This is a genomic window from Allobosea sp. TAB14 (genome assembly GCF_052113865.1).
In the GTDB taxonomy this organism is placed as follows: Bacteria; Pseudomonadota; Alphaproteobacteria; order Rhizobiales; family Beijerinckiaceae; genus Allobosea; species Allobosea spartocytisi.
In genome coordinates this window covers 1-16807 of the sequence record NZ_JBFRDQ010000108.1, presented here as the reverse complement: position 1 = coordinate 16807, position 16807 = coordinate 1, and the positions used below count along the sequence as shown (strand labels likewise).

The following is a 16807-nucleotide window of genomic DNA, read 5'->3' as shown; positions in this document are numbered from 1 at the left end:
GGGTTGCGGCGCCGGTCCGGTCGGGCGAAACTTCGACGGCAAGCGAGGAGGAGATGGATGCGCCGGTTCGAGATCGCAGGCGCCGTTCTGAACGAGAAYGATCCGACGCTGCCAACRGCTATCGCGGCGGCCTATCGCGATCGGATGCGCCCGCTGTGTCTGTGCCGCGAGCCCGGCATCCCGATGTATGTCGCGGCGATAGGCGAGCAATTCGTCGTCAAGCGCATGCCGCTCTCGGGCGGCCAGCACGACCCGGCCTGCGACTCCTATGAGCCGCCGCTCGATCTCTCGGGCCTCGGCCCGCTGATGGGCAGCGCGATCCGGCTCGATCCCGCRAGCGGGATGGCCGCGTTGCGGCTGGAGTTCAGCCTGACGCGAACCGGCAGCCGGGCCGCGCCGACGCCGGGTGGGTCGGAATCGACGTCGGTGAAGAGCGAGGGGCGCCGGCTATCGCTGCGCGGGTTGCTGCATCTGCTCTGGAACGAGGCTGGCCTGACCAAGTGGACCTCGGCCTGGGCCGGCAAGCGCCACTGGTGGAATATCCGCTGGCACCTGATCGAGGCGGCGAAGACCATGCTGGTAAGGGGTGCACCGCTGAGCGAAGTTCTGTTGGTCCCGGAACCCTTCCGCGCGGAGAACAAGGACGCGATCGAGCAACGACGCGCCATCGCGCTGAGCGGGATTCAGCCGCAGAAGGCTGGCCCGCGGAAGCTCATGGTGCTGGTCGGGGAGGTCAAGGAATTCCAGGCGGCGCGCGGCGGCCACCGGCTGGTGGTCAAGCATTGGCCCGGTTTTCCGATCCTGCTCGACGAGCGCGCCTGGACGCGCGTGCAGGCTCGGTTCGAGGCCGAGCTCGCGCTGTGGGCGGCGAACGATACCTCGCATCTGATTACGGTCGCGACCTTCGGGTTGAACGCTGCCGGCCTCGCGATCATCGAGGAGATCGCGCTGATGGTCGTCGCGGAGAACTGGATCCCCTATGAATCCGCCCAGGAGCTGCGCCTCGTCGAGACATTGGCCAAGCTCCGCGAGCAGAGCATCAAGGGCCTGCGTTATGCCTCGCCCGCCGATCAGCCGATCGCAGCAGCACTGCTGATGCAGCACCGGCCACGCCCGCTTGCCCTCTTCGTCGTGCCCGCGAGCGCCGACGACGCCTATGAAGCCGCGCTCGAGGAGATGATCGCTTCTCGGCCCGAGATGGATAGCTGGATCTGGTATGCCGGCCAGGGAGAGATGCCGACCCTCCCGGTCCGGTAGACGCAAGGCAAGACGACAGCCGGGCCGAGGATGYTCATGCCGCTGCCTGTCGGTCCTTCCGTGGCTGCAGGTCATGAAGGTAAGTGACGGTGCGCTGGGCATGAGCGGCCGCTTGGAAGATCACCCGGCGGCCTACACGCACCAGCGCATCGAAGCCCACAGAATCGAGCGTCAGCCGCGTCCGGCAGTCTTTCGCTGTATCGGAGCTGGTCATAGCCAATTCTCTGCCCGCACACCCGGCATCCGCGCGAACTCGCGCATATTGTTCGTCACCACGACCAGGCCCTCGCTGCGCGCATGCCCGCCGATCTGCATGTCGTGGGGACCGCATGGCGTTCCCGCGCGCTCCAGTTCGGCCCGCACCTGTCCATAGTGCGCAGCCGCCTTGTCCCCGAACGGTAAAACCTCTAGCCGCGCCACGAAATGCTCAATGGCCATCAGGTTCTCGGTGCGCCGGGCTGATTTCTCCGCGCCATAATGCAATTCGCCAAGCGTGAYGCTTGATATGCAAAGCTGCTCCGCCACCATGTTGAATTTCTCTTGGACTGCGGGCGGATAGGTCTTCATCACATAGATGCAGATATTGGTGTCGAGCATATAGGTGAGCATCAGAAGGCTTCACGCTCTTCCGCTGCCGGCTGCTTGTGCTCGCTCATGAAGTCCTCGCTCACGCGTGGTCCATTCTCGAATAGATCGTCCCACCTCTTGCCCTTGGGCACAACGAGGCGGCTGCGGCCGATCTTGAGAATATCGACCTGATGCACGTTCTCAGGAAAGGCGACAGCCTTGGGGAGCCGAACGGCCTGGCTGCGGTTGCTGGTGAACACGGTCGAGCTGGTCATGGCTCACCTCCTCTTTGTGATATGCAGACGGGATATACATACTGCCGGAAGAGAAGAAAAACAAGGCGCTACCCTGCGGGCCGGGCTTTCGGCTACCGGACGACACGTTCTGTGCAGGTGACAGATGCGGGCGCGCGCTTCTACGAGCATGCCAAGCGCACCATCGAAGCCACAGAGGAGGCCGAGGCCTCTGTCGCCTCGGCGGAGACAGTTAACTGGGCCGCGCCGGCTGCGGACTACACAGGGTTACAAACCGGCCCGCGGAAAAAACAATGAGGATACGTTGAGGGTTCAAGTGCAGGCATAGCGGCGGCGAGCGCGACAAGCAGCGGTCCCGCCTTCAAGAGGACCTGCCATGACCTTGTTCGTCGCCTCCTATCTTGCCGGCGTGCTGACCATCCTCAGCCCCTGTATCCTTCCGATCCTTCCCCTCGTCTTCTCCCGCTCCGGCCCCCCTTTCCGGCGAAGTGCATTGCCGATGCTGCTCGCGATGGCCTTGACCTTTGCGGCCGTCGCCAGCCTCGCCGCAATCGGAGGCAGCTGGGTGGTGCAAGCCAACGAAGCCGGGCGCTACATGGCGCTCCTGCTGCTGGGCGTCTTCGGCGTAACCCTGATCTCGACCCGGGCAGCGGAATTTTTCCATCGGCCCCTCGTCGCGCTCGGACAGCGGCTGTCCGATGGCAACACCGCCGGACCGCAATCCATCGGCGGCTCCCTGCTCGGCGTCGCGACTGGACTGCTCTGGGCGCCTTGCGCGGGCCCGATCCTCGGCCTCGTGCTGACCGGCGCCGCCTTGCACGGCGCCAATGCCGGAACGGTCCTCCTTTTGGCCGCCTATGCGGCAGGAGCAGCGACCTCGCTCGCGCTCGCCGTGCTGGTCGGTGGCAAGGTCTTGGCGGCGATGAAGCGCGCGCTGGGTCTCGGCGAGCGCGTCCGCCGGGGCGTCGGCGTCGCGGTGCTGGCAAGCGTGCTGGCGATCGGCTTCGGGTTCGACACCGGGCTGCTCACGAGGCTTTCCTTCGCGGCAACCACCGGCATCGAGCAGAGCCTCCTCGACGGTCTCGRTCACGATCGTGCAGCCGCGTCTCGTCGTGGTCGGCGTCCACACTCCGGAATTCGCCTTCGAGAAGAAGGTTGAGAACATTCGGCAGGCGGCAGCTCGGTTCGGGATCAACTATCCGATTGCCGCCGACAATGATTTCCGGATCTGGCGCGCCTTCCGCAACAGCTACTGGCCGGCGATCTATCTCGTCGATGCTCAGGGCCGGATCCGCCACACCCAGTTCGGTGAGGGCGGCGAAGCGCTTTCGGATCGGGCCATCCAGGATCTCCTCGCCGAGGCTGCCGGCCATCGCAAAGCGGCGCCGAACTTCGTGACGCCGCAGGCATCCGGCGCCCAGGCTGCGCCTGACCTTGCCAATATCCGCTCGGGCGAAGCCTATCTCGGCTTTTCCAAGGCGTCGGGCTTCGCTTCGCCGAAGGGATCGCGAGCGACCGGCCGCAGGATTACAGCGTGGGCAAGCTCAGGCTCAATCAATGGGGCCTCGACGGCAACTGGGCGGTCGGCGCGGAAAGCGCCCGACTTTCCCGCGCCGGTGGCGGCATCGCCCTCCGCTTCAGCGCGCGCGACCTGCATCTCGTGCTCGGGTCGGGCCCGGCAGGAAAGTCGATCCGCTTCCAGGTCACGGTCGATGGGGCGCCGCCCGCCGCCGACCACGGAGCCGATATCGACGCGGCCGGAAACGGCACGCTCTCCGAAACCCGGCTCTATCAGCTCGTTCGCCAAGCCGGGGAGGTTCGAGAGCGCGTCTTCGAGATCCGCTTCCTGGATGCCGGTGCGGAAGCCTATGCGTTCACCTTCGGGTGAACGCTGTCCCGACGGCACAGCCGGCCATCAAAAAGGCGCCCGGGCTCTCGCCCGGGCGCCTTTCTTCGCGTCGAGGTTTCGGCTTCAGAGCCTGTCGGCGTCGATGATCGCCTGCGCGAACTCGCGCGGCGCCTCCTGCGGCGGATTGTGGCCGATGCCGCCCTTGAACAGCCGGTGCTCGTACTTTCCGGTGAAGCGCTTGGCATAGGCCGCCGGCTCCGGATGGGGGGCGCCATTGGCATCGCCCTCGATGGTGATGGCGGGCACGCCGATGCTCGGGAAGGCGGCGAGCTTCTTTTCCAGCGCGTCGTATTGTGGCTCGCCCTGCGCCAGGYCGAGGCGCCAGCGGTAATTATGGATCGAGATCGCGACATGGTCGGGATTGTCGAGGGCGACGGCCGAACGGGCGAAGGTCGCGTCGTCGAACTTCCATTGCGGCGAGGCGAGCTCCCAGATCAGCCGGGCGAAGTCATGGGTGTACTTGGTATAGCCGGCCGCGCCCCGCTCGGTGGCGAAATAGAACTGGTACCACCACTGCAATTCGGCCTTGGGCGGCAGCGGCGGCTTGTTCGCGTCCTGGCTGCCGATGAGATAGCCGCTGACCGAGACCAGCGCCTTGACGCGCTCCGGCCAGAGCGCGGCGATGATGTCGGCTGTGCGCGCGCCCCAGTCATAGCCGCCGATGACGGCCTTCTCGATCTTCAGCGCGTCCATGAAGGCGATGATGTCGGTGGCGAGCGCCCCCTGCTGGCCGTTGCGTGGGGTATCCGCGGAGAGAAAGCGGGTGGTGCCGTAGCCGCGCAGATGGGGCACGAGCACGCGATAGCCGGCCTTGGCCAGGATCGGCGCGACATCGACATAGCTGTGGATGTCGTAGGGCCAGCCATGCAGCAGCAGAACTGGCGGGCCATCGGCCGGGCCGTCCTCGGCATAGCCGATATCGAGCACGCCAGCCTTCGCCTGCTTGAGCGCGGCGAAGGTTGCGTGGCCGCCTTTCCCTGCAGCCGGCGAAGCGGACGAGGACGGCGAACGCGCCTGGGCATRGGCAGTGCCGGTTCCCGCGAAGGGTACAAGCGTTGCTCCCAATGCGAAGGCACTCAGGAGGCTGCGGCGGGGCTGATCGATCTGTTCTGACATGACTTTCGTCCTTAGTTGCGAGAGATCGCGATAAGCCCGGCGGCTGTGTCCCCGCTGTTTCGGCGATGGTGGGAATTGTAAGCGTTCCCTCGCCTGGAGGGGCGACGATACAGGCCGATACAATCCGCGGCCCGACGCGAACCGCGAACGCCTCCTCGTGGCGCAACATGTCGAAACGCCCTGCACATACGCTGCGTTACAAATCGGTCGGCTCGCAAAACAATCCCGACAACTCTGCCTGGGAAACGCTTCATCACCCGCCGCCGCTCATGGCGGCGCAAGAGATGGAGCGTTCCATGACCAAGATCGACAAGGTTCTCTATACCGGCCGCACTCACACCACCGGCGGCCGCGACGGCGCCTCGCGCAGCACCGACGGCCGGCTCGACATCAAGCTGTCGCCTCCCGGCAGCGCCGGCGCCGGCACCAATCCCGAGCAGCTCTTCGCCGCTGGCTGGTCGGCCTGCTTCATCGGCGCGATCGGTCTGGCCGCCGGCAAGCGCAAGGTCGCGCTCCCCGCCGATCTCGCCGTCGATACCCAGGTCGATCTCGGCACGAAGGACGGCGCCTATTTCCTGCAGGCGCGCCTGTGCGTCAGCCTGCCCGGTCTCGACCGCGAGCTCGCCCAGAGCCTCGTCAACGAAGCCCACCAAACCTGCCCCTATTCCAAGGCCACGCGTGGCAACATCAATGTGGACCTGAGCGTAGTCTGAGCACGCCGTCGCAAGGAGGCGATGACATGACCACCGTCCGCAAACGAAGGATCGCCTTCATCCTGCTGGCGATCACCGCGCTGGCCGCCGTGCCCTGCGCCTGGGACGCAAGCGATACCAGCGTCGCGTCCTGGCTCCCGGCCGTAGCGTCGACGCTGGCCGGTTCATAGAGCGGCAGGCCGATACCGGGCGTCATTCCAGCGCCCGGTGTCCCCTGAGATCGCTTTCGGGGCTTCGCCGGAACCCGCCCGCCGGCTATGAGAAATGCCTGTTACGAAGGGCCTTCAGTAGAAGCTGAAAGTTTGGACATGGAACATGTCGATCATATCCTGATCGTCGATGACGATCGTGAGATCCGCGATCTGGTATCGAGCTATCTCGCGAAGAACGGGCTCAGGACCTCGATCGCCGCGGATGGGCGCCAGATGCGCAGCTTCCTCGACGCCAACACCGTCGACCTGGTCGTGCTCGACGTGATGATGCCAGGGCAGGACGGGCTCGCGCTCTGCCGCGAATTGCGCGCCGGTAAGCACAAGGCGACGCCGATCCTGATGCTGACGGCCCGCAGCGACGAGATGGATCGCGTCATCGGGCTGGAGATGGGCGCCGACGACTATCTCTCGAAGCCCTTCGCCGCCCGCGAATTGCTGGCGCGGATCAATGCTGTGCTGCGGCGCACCCGGATGCTGCCGCCGAACTTGCAGATCAGCGAAGCCGGCCAGATCCTGACCTTCGGCTCATGGCGGCTCGATACCATGCGGCGCCATCTGCTCGACGCGCAAGGCACGGAGGTGGCGCTGAGCGGCGCCGAATACCGGCTGCTGCGCGTCTTCATCGATCATCCCCAGCGCGTCCTCAACCGCGACCAGCTCCTGAACCTGACGCAGGGGCGCGATGCCGAATTGTTCGACCGCTCGATCGACCTACTGGTCAGCCGCCTGCGCCAGCGGCTCGGCGACGATGCGCGCGAGCCGACCTATATCAAGACCGTACGCAGCGAGGGCTACGTTCTTGCGGTCCCCGTCGAGATCACGGAACCCAGGTCGTGACCGCGAACGCCGCGTTCCGCTTTCGCTTCCTGCCCCGGACGCTGCGCGCCCGCCTGTTCCTGATCCTGCTCGCGGGGCTCGCGATCGCCTACGGGCTCTCCTTCGGCGTTCTTTACGCGGAGCGCACCCTATCGGCGACGGCGGTGATGTTCCGCACGCTGGAGAACGATGTTGCGACCTCGATCGCAGTCCTCGACCGGACGCCGGCAACCGAGCGACCCGAGCTGCTCGAATGGCTCAGCCGTGGCAACTATTCGCTCGCCCTGGGACCAGGCCTTGCCGGCGTGCCCAATACCTCACGCCATGGGCAGGAGATCGCAGCCAGGTTGGCAAGCGCCGCCGGTCCGCGCTTTCCTTTGCGGATCGAGGCGATCCCGGGCGAGGAAGGCCGCCTGCAGGCCCATCTGACCTTGAGCGACGGCAGCCCGCTGACCATCGAGATCACCCCGCGCGGTATCATGCCGGTCGCGGACTGGCTGCCCTATGTTCTGGTGGCGCAGATGGTCCTTTTGCTGGCTTGTGTCTGGTTCGCGGTCAGGCAGGCGGTCCGTCCGCTCGGCGAACTCGCGGCCGCCGCCGAGGCGCTCGACCCCAACGCGAAGARTCCGCCCCTGAGCGAGGCCGGCCCCAGCGAGGTCGCTCATGCCGCCCGGGCCTTCAATGCGATGCGCGACCGGATCGCGCATTATCTGGAAGAGCGCGTGCAGATCCTCGCGGCGATTTCGCACGATCTCCAAACCCCTATCACCCGCATGCGGCTGCGCGCCGACATGGCCGACGACTCGCCGGAGCGGGATAAGCTCGTCAACGACCTCCGCGAGATCGAGCGGCTGGTGCAGGACGGCATCGCCTATGCACGCAGCGCTCATAGCAGTGGCGAGAAGAAAACGCGGATCGACCTTACCTCCTTCGTCGACAGCATCGCCTATGACTATCAGGACACCGGCAAGGCGGTGACGGTGGCGAGCCGGATCGACGGCATCACCTCTACCAAGCCGCACGCACTGCGGCGCATCCTGTCGAACTTSATCGACAATGCCTTGAAATTCGCAGGCGCCGCGGAGATCGCGATGGAGCGCAGGGACGGCGGCGCCATCGCGATCWCCGTGCTGGACTGCGGCCCCGGCATTCCCGAGGAGATGCTGGCCGCCGCCATGCAGCCCTTCTTTCGCCTGGAGCCATCGCGCAACCGCGAGACCGGCGGAGCCGGGCTCGGGCTCGCCATCGCCCAGCAACTGGCCGCATCCATCGGCGGGTCRGTCAGGCTCTCCAATCGCGTCGGTGGCGGTTTGGCGGCGGAAGTGATCATTCCTTGAGCCCTCGCGACGTGCGAATTTCTGGCAAGGATGCCGTCCGCGATCAAAACCAAGGGTGCGAAGCCAACTTCTATATCGGCGAAAATCTTCTCGCACATGACCCTGCCGAAGCTGCCACGAACTTCCGCGCTGCGCGAGGAGGGCATCTTCGGTGCCGCTGCCAAGCGCGGAGGCCTCCAGCGACAATCGCGGAGCCTGCGTAGGCTGGAACCTTTGCCGTTGTCTGCTGTTCGCAGGGTTTAACCACCCAAACTGTGGAGGCAGGCATGCCACGGGGTGATAAATCCAAATACACCGACAAGCAGGAGCGCAAGGCCGACCACATCGCCGAGGGCTACGAGAAGCGCGGAGTTTCCGAGAAGGAGGCCGAGCGCCGGGCGTGGGCGACCGTCAACAAGGATGATGGCGGTGGGAAGAAGGCGGGCGGATCCGGGCGGGGGAAGGAAACCGGCCATCCCGCCGCGCACAAGGGCGGCGAGAAGGGCGGTAATGCTTCTGCAGAGCGCAGCGCCGCCGATCGATCGGCATCGGCAAAGAAGGCGGCGGCGACGCGAAAGCGCAATGCCGAGCACAGAGCTAACCACTGAAAAGAAGTTGGAACAGCCCTGCGTCTGGGTCGTTCATTCTAAGACCGGTCAGTCGGTCAATCACCCTCAAACCGAGATTCTCCGGCTCTTCGGAGAGCAACCTATGGAGCGAGTGATGACTCATAACCAAGGCTTCGCCAACAASCCCGACAGGGCCCGCGACGCGGGCAAGAAGGGAGGCGAGCACAGCCACCAGAACGAACGCGGGCAGCAGTCCGCGTCGATCAGCGATCGCCACCAGAGCGGGTCGCACGGCACCGAGCGTGGCGGATCGGGCAACTTTGCCAATGACCGCGGGCGCGCGTCGGAAGCAGGTCGCAAGGGCGGCCAGCACTAATCAGCGTCGCAGTGCGAATTGGGTGGGCGGGTCCTTCGGGGCTCGCCCTTTTCGCAGCAGGGAGGCCAGCATGCTTCAAGTCCAGACGATTACCAGAGCCTATGAGACGTTCGAAGATGCACGGAATGTCGCGGTCCGCTTGGCCGAGGCTGGCATTCAGCCAGAGAGGATCGGCCTTCTCGGACAGCAAGCCGGCGGAGACGACAATACGGCTGCAGCGGCGGGAGTCGGAGGCGCTGCTGGTGCCGCGACGGGGCTCGCGCTTGGCTTGGGCGCCCTGACCATTCCGGGCGTCGGACCGATCATTGCGGCCGGCTGGTTCCTGTCGGGCGCGGTGACCGGCGCATTGGCAGGAGGCGTTATGGGCGCGCTGGTCGATGCCGGCGTACCGGCGAATGACGCCGAACGTCACGCCAGCGAACACGCGCTGGGTCGGTCTGTGGTCTCTGTGCGCGTCGAGGAGCCCGACGTCGCGCTGGCAACGCGGATCATGGATGCCGCAATGCCTGTCGAAGCGGGTGAGGATCCTCAAGCCGACCTCGCCAGGGTCGTGTCCTGACGCCCATTCTCGGCCGCAAAGCATCCGAGGAACTAGTCCTGGCCAAGACGGTTCGACGACAAAGCGCTGGGGGCGATTGGCTGGCGGCAGCGCCGCGGCCCGACCCAAGGAATGTTGAATGTCCGTCAAAATGCCATGATCCACGAAGACGATCTTCCAGGGCATGAATCCGCCCTGACACCGAAGCCGCACTGCGAGCCGCGCTATCCGCGAAGCGATCGTCTCAAAGGAAAGGTCGCGCTCATCACGGGAGCAAGCTGCGGCCCGTCGGCATGCCCGTGACGCCCGGTCTGGCGCAATCAGACAAGCTCGCTGACCCCGACCTCATTGAGCAGTGCAAGCTGAGCCTTCGGGTCCGCTGCACTTCCCGCGGCCGCCTTGCCGAGAAGACTGGCGAGCCGATCCAGCGCACGGCCTGCGATCTCGGCGGAGAGCGGCTGGCGGTCATAGGCCTCGACGAAACGGCCGGCGAGATCGGCGAGCAGGCGCAGCAGCGCGGCCTGCTCTGGCGCGTCGGCGCGCAGGGCCAGCGCCCGGTCCTGGAACTCGACATAGGTACGAAGGCTGCCCTTCTGCTGCAGCAGCCAGTTCAGAAGCTCGTTCATGTCATCTCCGCCAAGTCGCGGCCTTGTTGGTAGTGGGGGGAGTGGATACAGCTCAGCTGCGCGGGGCGAGGCGGGCACGCCCGCCATGACGGGTCGACCACACGACGGGATCGGCCAGGAAGCGCTCGATCTCGGCGCGGCCCTCCGGCGCGAGGCTGCCACTGCCTTCAGCACGCAGCACGTCGCCCCAGTTCGCGAGAGCATGGAGCGTCAAGCCCGCTTCCTTGAGCCGCTCACCGGCGCCGGGGAAGGCGTCGTGATAGAAGATCGTCAGGACATGCTCGACCTCGGCTCCCGCCGCGCGCAGGCCGCGCGCGAAGTTGAGCTTGCTGCCGCCATCGGTGGTCAGATCGTCCATCAGCAGCACACGCAAGCCCTCGACCGACCCGCCCTCGACCTGGGCGTTGCGGCCGATGCCGAGCGGGCGCTTGCGGACATAGCGCAGCTTCAGCGCCAGCCTGTCGGCGAGCCAGGCGGCGAAGGGTATGCCGGCCGTCTCGGCGCCGGCGATCGCGTCGAAACTCCCCGGTGGAAAAGTCGCGGCCGCATAGCGCACGGCGAGCTCGCTGACCGCCTGGCGCAGATCGGGATCGCCGAGCAGCAGGCGAACATCGACATAGACCGGGCTCGCCCAGCCGGCGGCGAGGATAAAGGGCTGCTGGCGGCTGACATGGATGGCTCCGGCCTTGAACAGCAGCTCGGCGACCTCGCGGCCGATCTCGTTCGCGCTCATCACACCGCCTCCCTAATGGCGTCCCGCATCACCGCAATCCCGGCGAGGAAGTCATCGATCGCCATCGCCTCCTGCGGATTATGCGATCCGTTCTGGTTGCGCACGAAGATCATAGCGCTGGGGATGCCGGCATTGGCGAAAACAGCGGCGTCATGGCCGGCCCCGCTCGGAATGTCCTCGTCGGGCAGGCCGAGATCGCGGGCGGCGGCCTTGAGCCTTGCGATCCAGCCGGCATCCATCACGGCGGGAGTGGATTCGAGTCGGCGGTCGACGCGGAACTCGACCCCCCTCTCCTCGCCGATCAGGCCACATTCCGAGAGGAAGAGATCGTAGAAGGCTTCCAGCGTCTCGCGGCTCTGGCTGCGCACCTCGAAGGAGAAGCGCACCTTGCCGGGAATGCGCGCGATGGCGTGCTCCTGCGGATCGGTGCCGAGCACGCCGGCGGTCACGACCACGTCGCGGCCGCGCTCCAGCAAGGTGCGCCAGTGCCGGTCGAGATGGGTTATCAGTTCGGCGGTGGCGAAGACCGCGTCGCGCCGGAGCCAGCGCGGCACCGCACCGGAATGGCCGGCCTCGCCGAGGCATTCGACCTGCCGATGCCGGATATTGCCGCGGATGCCGGTGACGATGCCGATCGGCAGGTCGCGGGCGACCAGCACCGGCCCTTGCTCGATATGCAATTCGATCCAGGCGGCGACATCAGCCGGATCGAGCAGCGGCTCAGCCATCTCGACGCGGGCCGTGTTGACGCCAACGGAAGCCATGCACTCCGCCAGGCTCCGCCCGCTGGCATGGTCGCACACCGCAAGATCGGTAGCCGAGAGTTTCCCGAATAGGGCGCTGGAGCCCATATAGGCCCGGCCGAAACGGGAGCTTTCCTCGCCGCGCAGGCCGTAGACCTTGATCGTTCGGCGCGGGACGAAGCCCTCTTCCCTGAAGCGGGCAATGATGGCGAGCCCGGCGATGACGCCGGCTGCCCCGTCGAAATTGCCGCCTTGCGGCACGGAATCGAGATGCGAGCCGCAAGCGAGGAAGGGCAGCTCCGGCTCCCTCCCCGCCAGCGTGACGACGAGATTGGCGCCGGCATCGCGCTCCGTCGCAAAGCCGAGTTCGTGCGCCTTTGCCTCGACGATGTCGAGCGCCAGCGACTCGCGCTCGCTATAGGCCTCGCGGGTGATGCCGACGCCGTCACTCGTCGCCTCGCGCAAGGCATCGAACAGTGCCTCAGCGAGGGCGCGGTCGCCCGCATCGCCGCTGAAGACATTGCGCATCTCGGCAGGTTGCGCGTTCACGAGACCGGATCCAGCCAGGCGAGGTCGGGCTCGTCAGCCTCCTCGATCACGACGCCATRGATCAGGTCGGCGACGCGCGGGATCTCGTGGCGGAGACAAAAGGCCTCGAGCTCGTCGATGATCGTCGTCATCGCCGCCGGCTGCAGGAAGGTCGCGGTGCCGACCTGCACGGCGCTGGCGCCGGCCAGCATGTACTCGATCGCGTCATCGGCGGTGGAGATGCCGCCGCAGCCGATCACCGGGATTTTCACCGCTTTGGCGCATTGGAAGACCTGGCGCAGCACGATCGGCTTGATCGCCGGACCCGACAGCCCCCCCATGATGTTGCCGAGGCAGGGCTTGAAGCTCTTCAGGTCGATCGCCATCGACAGGATGGTGTTGGCGACCACGACCGCGTCGGCCCCGGCTGCCTCGGCAGCGCGCGCGACCTCGGGCATGTCGCCGGTATTGGGCGTGAGCTTGACCCAGAGCGGCAGCTTGGTCGCCTCGCGCAATTCGCGCGTCACCTTTTCGGTGGATTCTGCCCGCATGGCGAAGGCCTTGCCGTCCTCCTCGATGTTCGGACAGGAGATGTTGGCCTCGATCGCGGCGATGCCGGGGATCGAGAGCTCGGCCGCCAGGCTGGCGAAGCCTTCCGCCGTCGGCGCCGAGATCGAGATGACCAGCGGCGTGTCATAGGCCGCGTAATGCGGCATGGTCGTCTCGATGAAATAGGGTACGCCCTTCGAGGGGATGCCGATGGCGTTGATCAGCCCGCCCGGCCGCTCGACCACCCGCGGCAGCGGATTACCGGCGCGCAGTTCGCGCGTGATCGTCTTGGTGACGAAGGCGCCGAGCCGGTTGAAGTCCATCACCTTCTCCAGCCCCTCGGCGAAGGTGCCGGAGGCCGGCATGACCGGATTGCGCAAAGTGAGGCCGCCGATCCGGACGGAGAGGTCGACTTTGCCGGCCGCGCTCATGGCAACGCCTCCATCAGGTCGAAGACCGGACCGTCCCAGCAGACGCGCCGATTGACGATCTCGCCATTGACGTTGAAGTCGCGCACGCAGCAGTAGCAAAGCCCKATTCCGCAGGCCATTTGCTGCTCCATCGCAACCTGGCCGGGCAGCTCGAATTCGCGCGCCAGGCGCTGCTGAACCCGCATCAGCCGGCTTGAGCCGCAGGTGAAGAAGGCGTCGCAGCGCCCCTCGGCGATCTGGCGGCGCAGGATGCGCTCGACATTGGCAGGGCCGCTGGTCGCTTCAGCATCTGTGACGGCGATGACGTCGGCGCCATGGCGCTGGAAGAGCTCGACCGAGACGAGCAGCTCAGGCCGCCGGGCGCTGAAGACCGCGGTCACCCGCGTGCCATTGGCCTTCGCCGCTCTGGCGAGCGGAGCCAGCGTCGCCAGCCCCGCGCCGCGCCCGACGGCAACGATATGGCGCCAGTCCGGGTCAAGCGCGAAGCCGACGCCGAGCGGCCCCATGATGTCGAGCCGGTCGCCCGGCTTCAGCATGTCGAGCCCGCGCGTACCGGCGCCGGTCACCTTGTAGAGGAACTCGACCTGGCGCTTGCCGGGATCGGCCCCGTAAAGGCTCATCGGCCGGCGCAGGAAGGGCTGCTCGCCCGCCGGCTGCGGGCAGAGCAGCTGGAAGAACTGCCCCGGCTGGGCCGCCGCGGCCTCCTCGCTGCAATTGACCACGAGRTGCCGATATTCGGCGTTCACAGCCTCGTTGCGGACGACCTCGGCGAGCTCGGCGACGACGCTCGCCTTCCACGGCGCCGGAGAGCTCCCGCCGCCGATGGCGGCGACGGGTGTCGCCAGGGACTGATCGGGTTGGATCGACATCACGAAGTTCCTGCGCTCAGGCGAGTTCGGCGCCACGCCGCTCCGGGATCAGGAACCACATGGCGAGGATGTCGAGCACGTAGAGCGTCGCCAGCAGCGCGATCGCCATCTCGAAGCTGTAAGCTGCCGCGATCGTCCCGACGACGAGCGGACCGAAGCCGCCGACACCGCGCCCGATATTGAACAGCACGTTCTGCGCCGTCGCACGAGCGGCTGTCGGGAAGAGCTCGCTGATCAGCGCGCCATAGCCGCCGAGCATGCCGTTGACGAAGAAGCCCATCACCGCGCCTGCGACGAGGAGCTGGAACGGGTCGGTCAACCGCGAATAGACCACGACCATCACCGCGGCGCCGAGCATGTAGCCGAAGAAGGCCGGGCGCCGCCCGATCCGGTCGGCGATATGGCCGAAGGCGTAGATGCCGACCGCCATGCCGGCGATGGTCACCGAGGTCCAGACGGCTGACTGCGTCAGGGCGAAGCCGAAGCGGGTCGCCAGATAGTTCGGCAACCAGATCATCACGCCGTAATAGCAGAAGTTCTGGACCGAGCAGAGCACGACCATGCCGAGGCTTAGCTTGGTGGTATCCCAATCCTTAACCAGGAGGCGCAGCGCCGATTCCTTCGGCCGGTCCTTGCTGCGGGCAACGAAGACCTCAGGCTCATGCAGCGAATGGCGGATGAAATAGGCTGCGACCGCCGGCAGGATGCCGATCGCGAACATGCCGCGCCAGCCGATCGTCGGCAGCAGGATCGGGGTGGCGATCGCTGCCGCGAGCACGCCGACCTGCCAGCCGAGGCCGACATAGGAGGAGGCGCGCGCCCGCTTCGAGGCCGGCCAGGCTTCGGCGACCAGCGCCATGCCGATGCCGAATTCGCCGCCGAGGCCGAGGCCGGCGATGGTGCGGTAGATCAGGAGGTCCCAATAGCCCTGCGCGAGCGCGCACATGCCGGTGAAGACGGCGAAGAGAACGATCGTCCAGGTCAGGACGCGGACGCGGCCGATCCGGTCGGAGAGCATGCCGAAGCCGATGCCCCCCAACACGGCGCCGACCAGTGTGGCGGTAACGAGCGAGGCGGCCTGGCCCTGGGTCAATTGCAGGTCGGCTGAGATCGCCCGCAGCATGAAGCCGAGGATCAGGAGGTCGAAGCCGTCCATGGCGTAGCCGATGGCGGCGCCCCATAGCGCCTTGCGGGCCTTGCTGTCGACCTCGGTCGGAGACGAAAGGGCGATGGAGCCGCCCATGGCGGCTTGGTTGTCACTCACGGCGAAGTTCCCCGTTTCTGCTTTTCTTTGCGGTGCGCACCAAAAACGCCAAAGCACCAGCGCGCGCTTCCGCGCGCGGCTGCCGGCCGGTCTCAAGACTATTGGAGTTTGGGCGCTCGCCCGCTTTCCCAGGGCGCTTGCCTGCGCCGCTTGACGGCCGAGGCGTCGATCTCGGCCGCGAGAAATCAGCAACGGCACCGGAAGTCCAGCGCCATCGCATCATCCCTCTATGTCACGCAGAAATCTCAATTGCAAGAACAATATCAATTTTGAGACAGGGCTCGAGCCGACATCAGACCAGCTCCGAGGACGCCTCCTTCAACGGTGGCTGCGCGATCCCCGAGCGACCGAGTGCCGCCCGCAGCACCGCCCCGGCTTCGCTGCCCTTGAGGGCGCGGCGCCAAAGTCCGTCGGCGATCTCCTCGTAGAGGCGTACCGGTTCCTCATCCGCAGTCAGCATGGCAATGCCGGACCGGAGATTTGGCAATTCGCCGCCCAAGCGGAACGGGCTCAGCCCCAGCAGCGTCTTCTCCGCGGTCCGGAAGAGCTGGAAGGTGATGTTCGGCACCGCCTCTTCGATCAGGCCGATCTGCACACCCATCGGCTCGCTCTCGATCAGTCCGATCAGATGCTCGACCTCCATGCGCGCCGCCAGACGCCGCCGGGCCTGCTCGGCGGCCGGCAGGTTGAAGCGTCCGACCACACCCAGCTTCAGCCAGCGTTCGATCTCGAGGACGTTGACGAAATTCACGACGCTCAAGCGGCGGCGCTTGCGGGCGTTCTTACGCTCGTCGAGGATCGCGATGACCGCATCGATCTCGGCCGCTGCCTGCTCGCGCACGACATGGGGCGGCAGCGCCTCCACCAGAGTCTGCCGCAAATAGGCGGAATAGCCGTCCGAGGTCAGCAGATAGGACAGCGGCGGGAAATGCGCGACGACCTGATCCGCCTGCTCCTCGATCTGCCGCATGCGCTCGAAATAGCTGACCGGGCTGGAGTAATACTCGACCCCTGCCCCGAGTAGCGAGGCGACGGTCGTCTCCAACAGCGTCGCCAGCCGCTCCAAGGTTTCGATCTTGACCACGCCCCCGGCCTCGATCCGGTAGACTGCGGCCCGCGAAATCCCGAGGCGCTCGGCGATGTCCTCAGCCTGAAGCCCGCGCCCCAGGCGGTAGGCTTTCAGCCGCTCACCGATTTCATTGAACCGGATTGCCATCAAGCCGCCCCCATCTGACGCATCATCTGAATCTCAGATTTTAGACAATCTAGCCGGCCCTAGACTGAATGCGAAGCGCCAAGACGAGTCTTCTRTGTGCACTTGGTCGAACAGGACGACCTCGAACACCGAAGCAGAACTCACCGTTGTCGGCATCGATATCGGCAAGGACGTTTTCCACCTCGTCGGCCTTGACGCGAACGGC

The 16807-nt window shown here is 66.2% G+C and carries 19 protein-coding genes and 1 pseudogene; 9 read left to right on the top strand and 11 right to left on the bottom strand.

The genetic code is table 11. The annotated features are described in order from the left end of the window. Nucleotides 1-57: 57 nt before the first annotated feature. Nucleotides 58-1257, top strand: coding sequence for a DUF1173 domain-containing protein (locus AB4Y99_RS16940; protein ID WP_441524133.1), 1200 nt, complete (start codon nt 58-60; stop codon nt 1255-1257). A gap of 34 nt (nt 1258-1291) precedes the next feature. Here AB4Y99_RS16940 and AB4Y99_RS16935 read toward each other — a convergent pair whose 3' ends face one another. The 3 genes from AB4Y99_RS16935 to vapB are packed head-to-tail and all read right to left on the bottom strand — an operon-like array spanning nt 1292 to nt 2099. After that, on the bottom strand, nt 1292-1471 hold the full coding sequence (locus tag AB4Y99_RS16935; protein WP_441524132.1) for a hypothetical protein: 180 nt from the start codon (nt 1469-1471) through the stop codon (nt 1292-1294). Continuing rightward, complete coding sequence (vapC, locus tag AB4Y99_RS16930) at nt 1468-1866, bottom strand: type II toxin-antitoxin system tRNA(fMet)-specific endonuclease VapC (protein WP_441524131.1); 399 nt, start codon at nt 1864-1866, stop codon at nt 1468-1470. The genes AB4Y99_RS16935 and vapC overlap by 4 nt, the downstream gene beginning before the upstream one ends. Further along, nucleotides 1866-2099, bottom strand: coding sequence for a type II toxin-antitoxin system VapB family antitoxin (gene vapB, locus AB4Y99_RS16925; protein ID WP_441524130.1), 234 nt, complete (start codon nt 2097-2099; stop codon nt 1866-1868). The genes vapC and vapB overlap by 1 nt, the downstream gene beginning before the upstream one ends. Nucleotides 2100-2454: 355 nt before the next feature. Here vapB and AB4Y99_RS16920 point away from each other — a divergent pair. Continuing rightward, nucleotides 2455-3966: pseudogene (locus AB4Y99_RS16920) on the top strand (cytochrome c biogenesis protein CcdA). A gap of 84 nt (nt 3967-4050) precedes the next feature. Here the strand turns inward: AB4Y99_RS16920 and AB4Y99_RS16915 are convergent. Beyond that, nucleotides 4051-5103, bottom strand: coding sequence for an alpha/beta fold hydrolase (locus tag AB4Y99_RS16915; protein WP_441524129.1), 1053 nt, complete (start codon nt 5101-5103; stop codon nt 4051-4053). A 296-nt stretch (nt 5104-5399) separates the two neighbouring features. Here AB4Y99_RS16915 and AB4Y99_RS16910 point away from each other — a divergent pair, with 296 nt between their 5' ends. From AB4Y99_RS16910 to AB4Y99_RS16880, 7 genes are all read left to right on the top strand, one after another. Next, nucleotides 5400-5816, top strand: a complete 417-nt coding sequence (locus tag AB4Y99_RS16910) for an organic hydroperoxide resistance protein (RefSeq protein WP_441524128.1) — start codon at nt 5400-5402, stop codon at nt 5814-5816. 26 nt (nt 5817-5842) lie between these two features. Continuing rightward, nucleotides 5843-5986 (top strand): hypothetical protein, encoded by a 144-nt coding sequence (locus AB4Y99_RS16905; RefSeq protein WP_156116025.1) that lies wholly within the window; start codon nt 5843-5845, stop codon nt 5984-5986. A gap of 138 nt (nt 5987-6124) precedes the next feature. Continuing rightward, a complete protein-coding gene (locus AB4Y99_RS16900) occupies nt 6125-6865 on the top strand; it encodes a response regulator (RefSeq protein WP_441524127.1) in 741 nt (246 codons plus the stop codon). Further along, complete coding sequence (locus tag AB4Y99_RS16895) at nt 6862-8181, top strand: ATP-binding protein (protein ID WP_441524126.1); 1320 nt, start codon at nt 6862-6864, stop codon at nt 8179-8181. Before AB4Y99_RS16900 ends, AB4Y99_RS16895 begins: the two co-directional genes overlap by 4 nt. A 266-nt stretch (nt 8182-8447) precedes the next feature. Then, nucleotides 8448-8768, top strand: a complete 321-nt coding sequence (locus AB4Y99_RS16890) for a plasmid stabilization protein (RefSeq protein ID WP_142021212.1) — start codon at nt 8448-8450, stop codon at nt 8766-8768. 115 nt (nt 8769-8883) lie between these two features. Next, the gene (locus AB4Y99_RS16885; protein WP_441524125.1) at nt 8884-9105 is read left to right on the top strand and encodes a KGG domain-containing protein; all 222 of its coding nucleotides are present in this window, start codon (nt 8884-8886) and stop codon (nt 9103-9105) included. A gap of 70 nt (nt 9106-9175) precedes the next feature. Further along, nucleotides 9176-9664: a hypothetical protein gene (locus tag AB4Y99_RS16880; RefSeq protein ID WP_441524124.1), complete on the top strand. Its 489-nt coding sequence runs from the start codon at nt 9176-9178 to the stop codon at nt 9662-9664. 299 nt (nt 9665-9963) lie between these two features. On the opposite strand, the gene AB4Y99_RS16875 is transcribed toward AB4Y99_RS16880, so the two are convergent. The 7 genes from AB4Y99_RS16875 to AB4Y99_RS16845 all read right to left on the bottom strand — a co-directional run bounded on the left by AB4Y99_RS16875 (nt 9964) and on the right by AB4Y99_RS16845 (nt 16602). Further along, entirely contained in the window at nt 9964-10269 is a 306-nt protein-coding gene (locus AB4Y99_RS16875) for a hypothetical protein (RefSeq protein ID WP_291680020.1), read from the bottom strand. Nucleotides 10270-10321: 52 nt separating this feature from the next. Next, nucleotides 10322-11002, bottom strand: coding sequence for an orotate phosphoribosyltransferase (locus AB4Y99_RS16870; RefSeq protein WP_441524123.1), 681 nt, complete (start codon nt 11000-11002; stop codon nt 10322-10324). Continuing rightward, entirely contained in the window at nt 11002-12294 is a 1293-nt protein-coding gene (locus tag AB4Y99_RS16865) for a Zn-dependent hydrolase (RefSeq protein ID WP_441524122.1), read from the bottom strand. Before AB4Y99_RS16865 ends, AB4Y99_RS16870 begins: the two co-directional genes overlap by 1 nt. After that, nucleotides 12291-13253, bottom strand: a complete 963-nt coding sequence (locus AB4Y99_RS16860; RefSeq protein WP_441524121.1) for a dihydroorotate dehydrogenase — start codon at nt 13251-13253, stop codon at nt 12291-12293. Before AB4Y99_RS16860 ends, AB4Y99_RS16865 begins: the two co-directional genes overlap by 4 nt. After that, a complete protein-coding gene (locus AB4Y99_RS16855; protein ID WP_142021217.1) occupies nt 13250-14122 on the bottom strand; it encodes a dihydroorotate dehydrogenase electron transfer subunit in 873 nt (290 codons plus the stop codon). Before AB4Y99_RS16855 ends, AB4Y99_RS16860 begins: the two co-directional genes overlap by 4 nt. A gap of 16 nt (nt 14123-14138) precedes the next feature. After that, nucleotides 14139-15386, bottom strand: a complete 1248-nt coding sequence (locus tag AB4Y99_RS16850) for an MFS transporter (RefSeq protein ID WP_441524120.1) — start codon at nt 15384-15386, stop codon at nt 14139-14141. 292 nt (nt 15387-15678) lie between these two features. Next, complete coding sequence (locus AB4Y99_RS16845) at nt 15679-16602, bottom strand: helix-turn-helix domain-containing protein (protein WP_441524119.1); 924 nt, start codon at nt 16600-16602, stop codon at nt 15679-15681. Nucleotides 16603-16807 lie beyond the last annotated feature (205 nt).

Coding starts and splice junctions, on each gene's coding strand:
- AB4Y99_RS16935 (WP_441524132.1), bottom strand. CDS start 1,471: ATGACCAGCTCCGATACAGCGAAAGACTGCCGGACGCGGCTGACGCTC.
- vapB (WP_441524130.1), bottom strand. CDS start 2,099: ATGACCAGCTCGACCGTGTTCACCAGCAACCGCAGCCAGGCCGTTCGG.
- AB4Y99_RS16910 (WP_441524128.1), top strand. CDS start 5,400: ATGACCAAGATCGACAAGGTTCTCTATACCGGCCGCACTCACACCACC.
- AB4Y99_RS16905 (WP_156116025.1), top strand. CDS start 5,843: ATGACCACCGTCCGCAAACGAAGGATCGCCTTCATCCTGCTGGCGATC.
- AB4Y99_RS16900 (WP_441524127.1), top strand. CDS start 6,125: ATGGAACATGTCGATCATATCCTGATCGTCGATGACGATCGTGAGATC.
- AB4Y99_RS16890 (WP_142021212.1), top strand. CDS start 8,448: ATGCCACGGGGTGATAAATCCAAATACACCGACAAGCAGGAGCGCAAG.
- AB4Y99_RS16880 (WP_441524124.1), top strand. CDS start 9,176: ATGCTTCAAGTCCAGACGATTACCAGAGCCTATGAGACGTTCGAAGAT.
- AB4Y99_RS16875 (WP_291680020.1), bottom strand. CDS start 10,269: ATGAACGAGCTTCTGAACTGGCTGCTGCAGCAGAAGGGCAGCCTTCGT.
- AB4Y99_RS16870 (WP_441524123.1), bottom strand. CDS start 11,002: ATGAGCGCGAACGAGATCGGCCGCGAGGTCGCCGAGCTGCTGTTCAAG.
- AB4Y99_RS16845 (WP_441524119.1), bottom strand. CDS start 16,602: ATGGCAATCCGGTTCAATGAAATCGGTGAGCGGCTGAAAGCCTACCGC.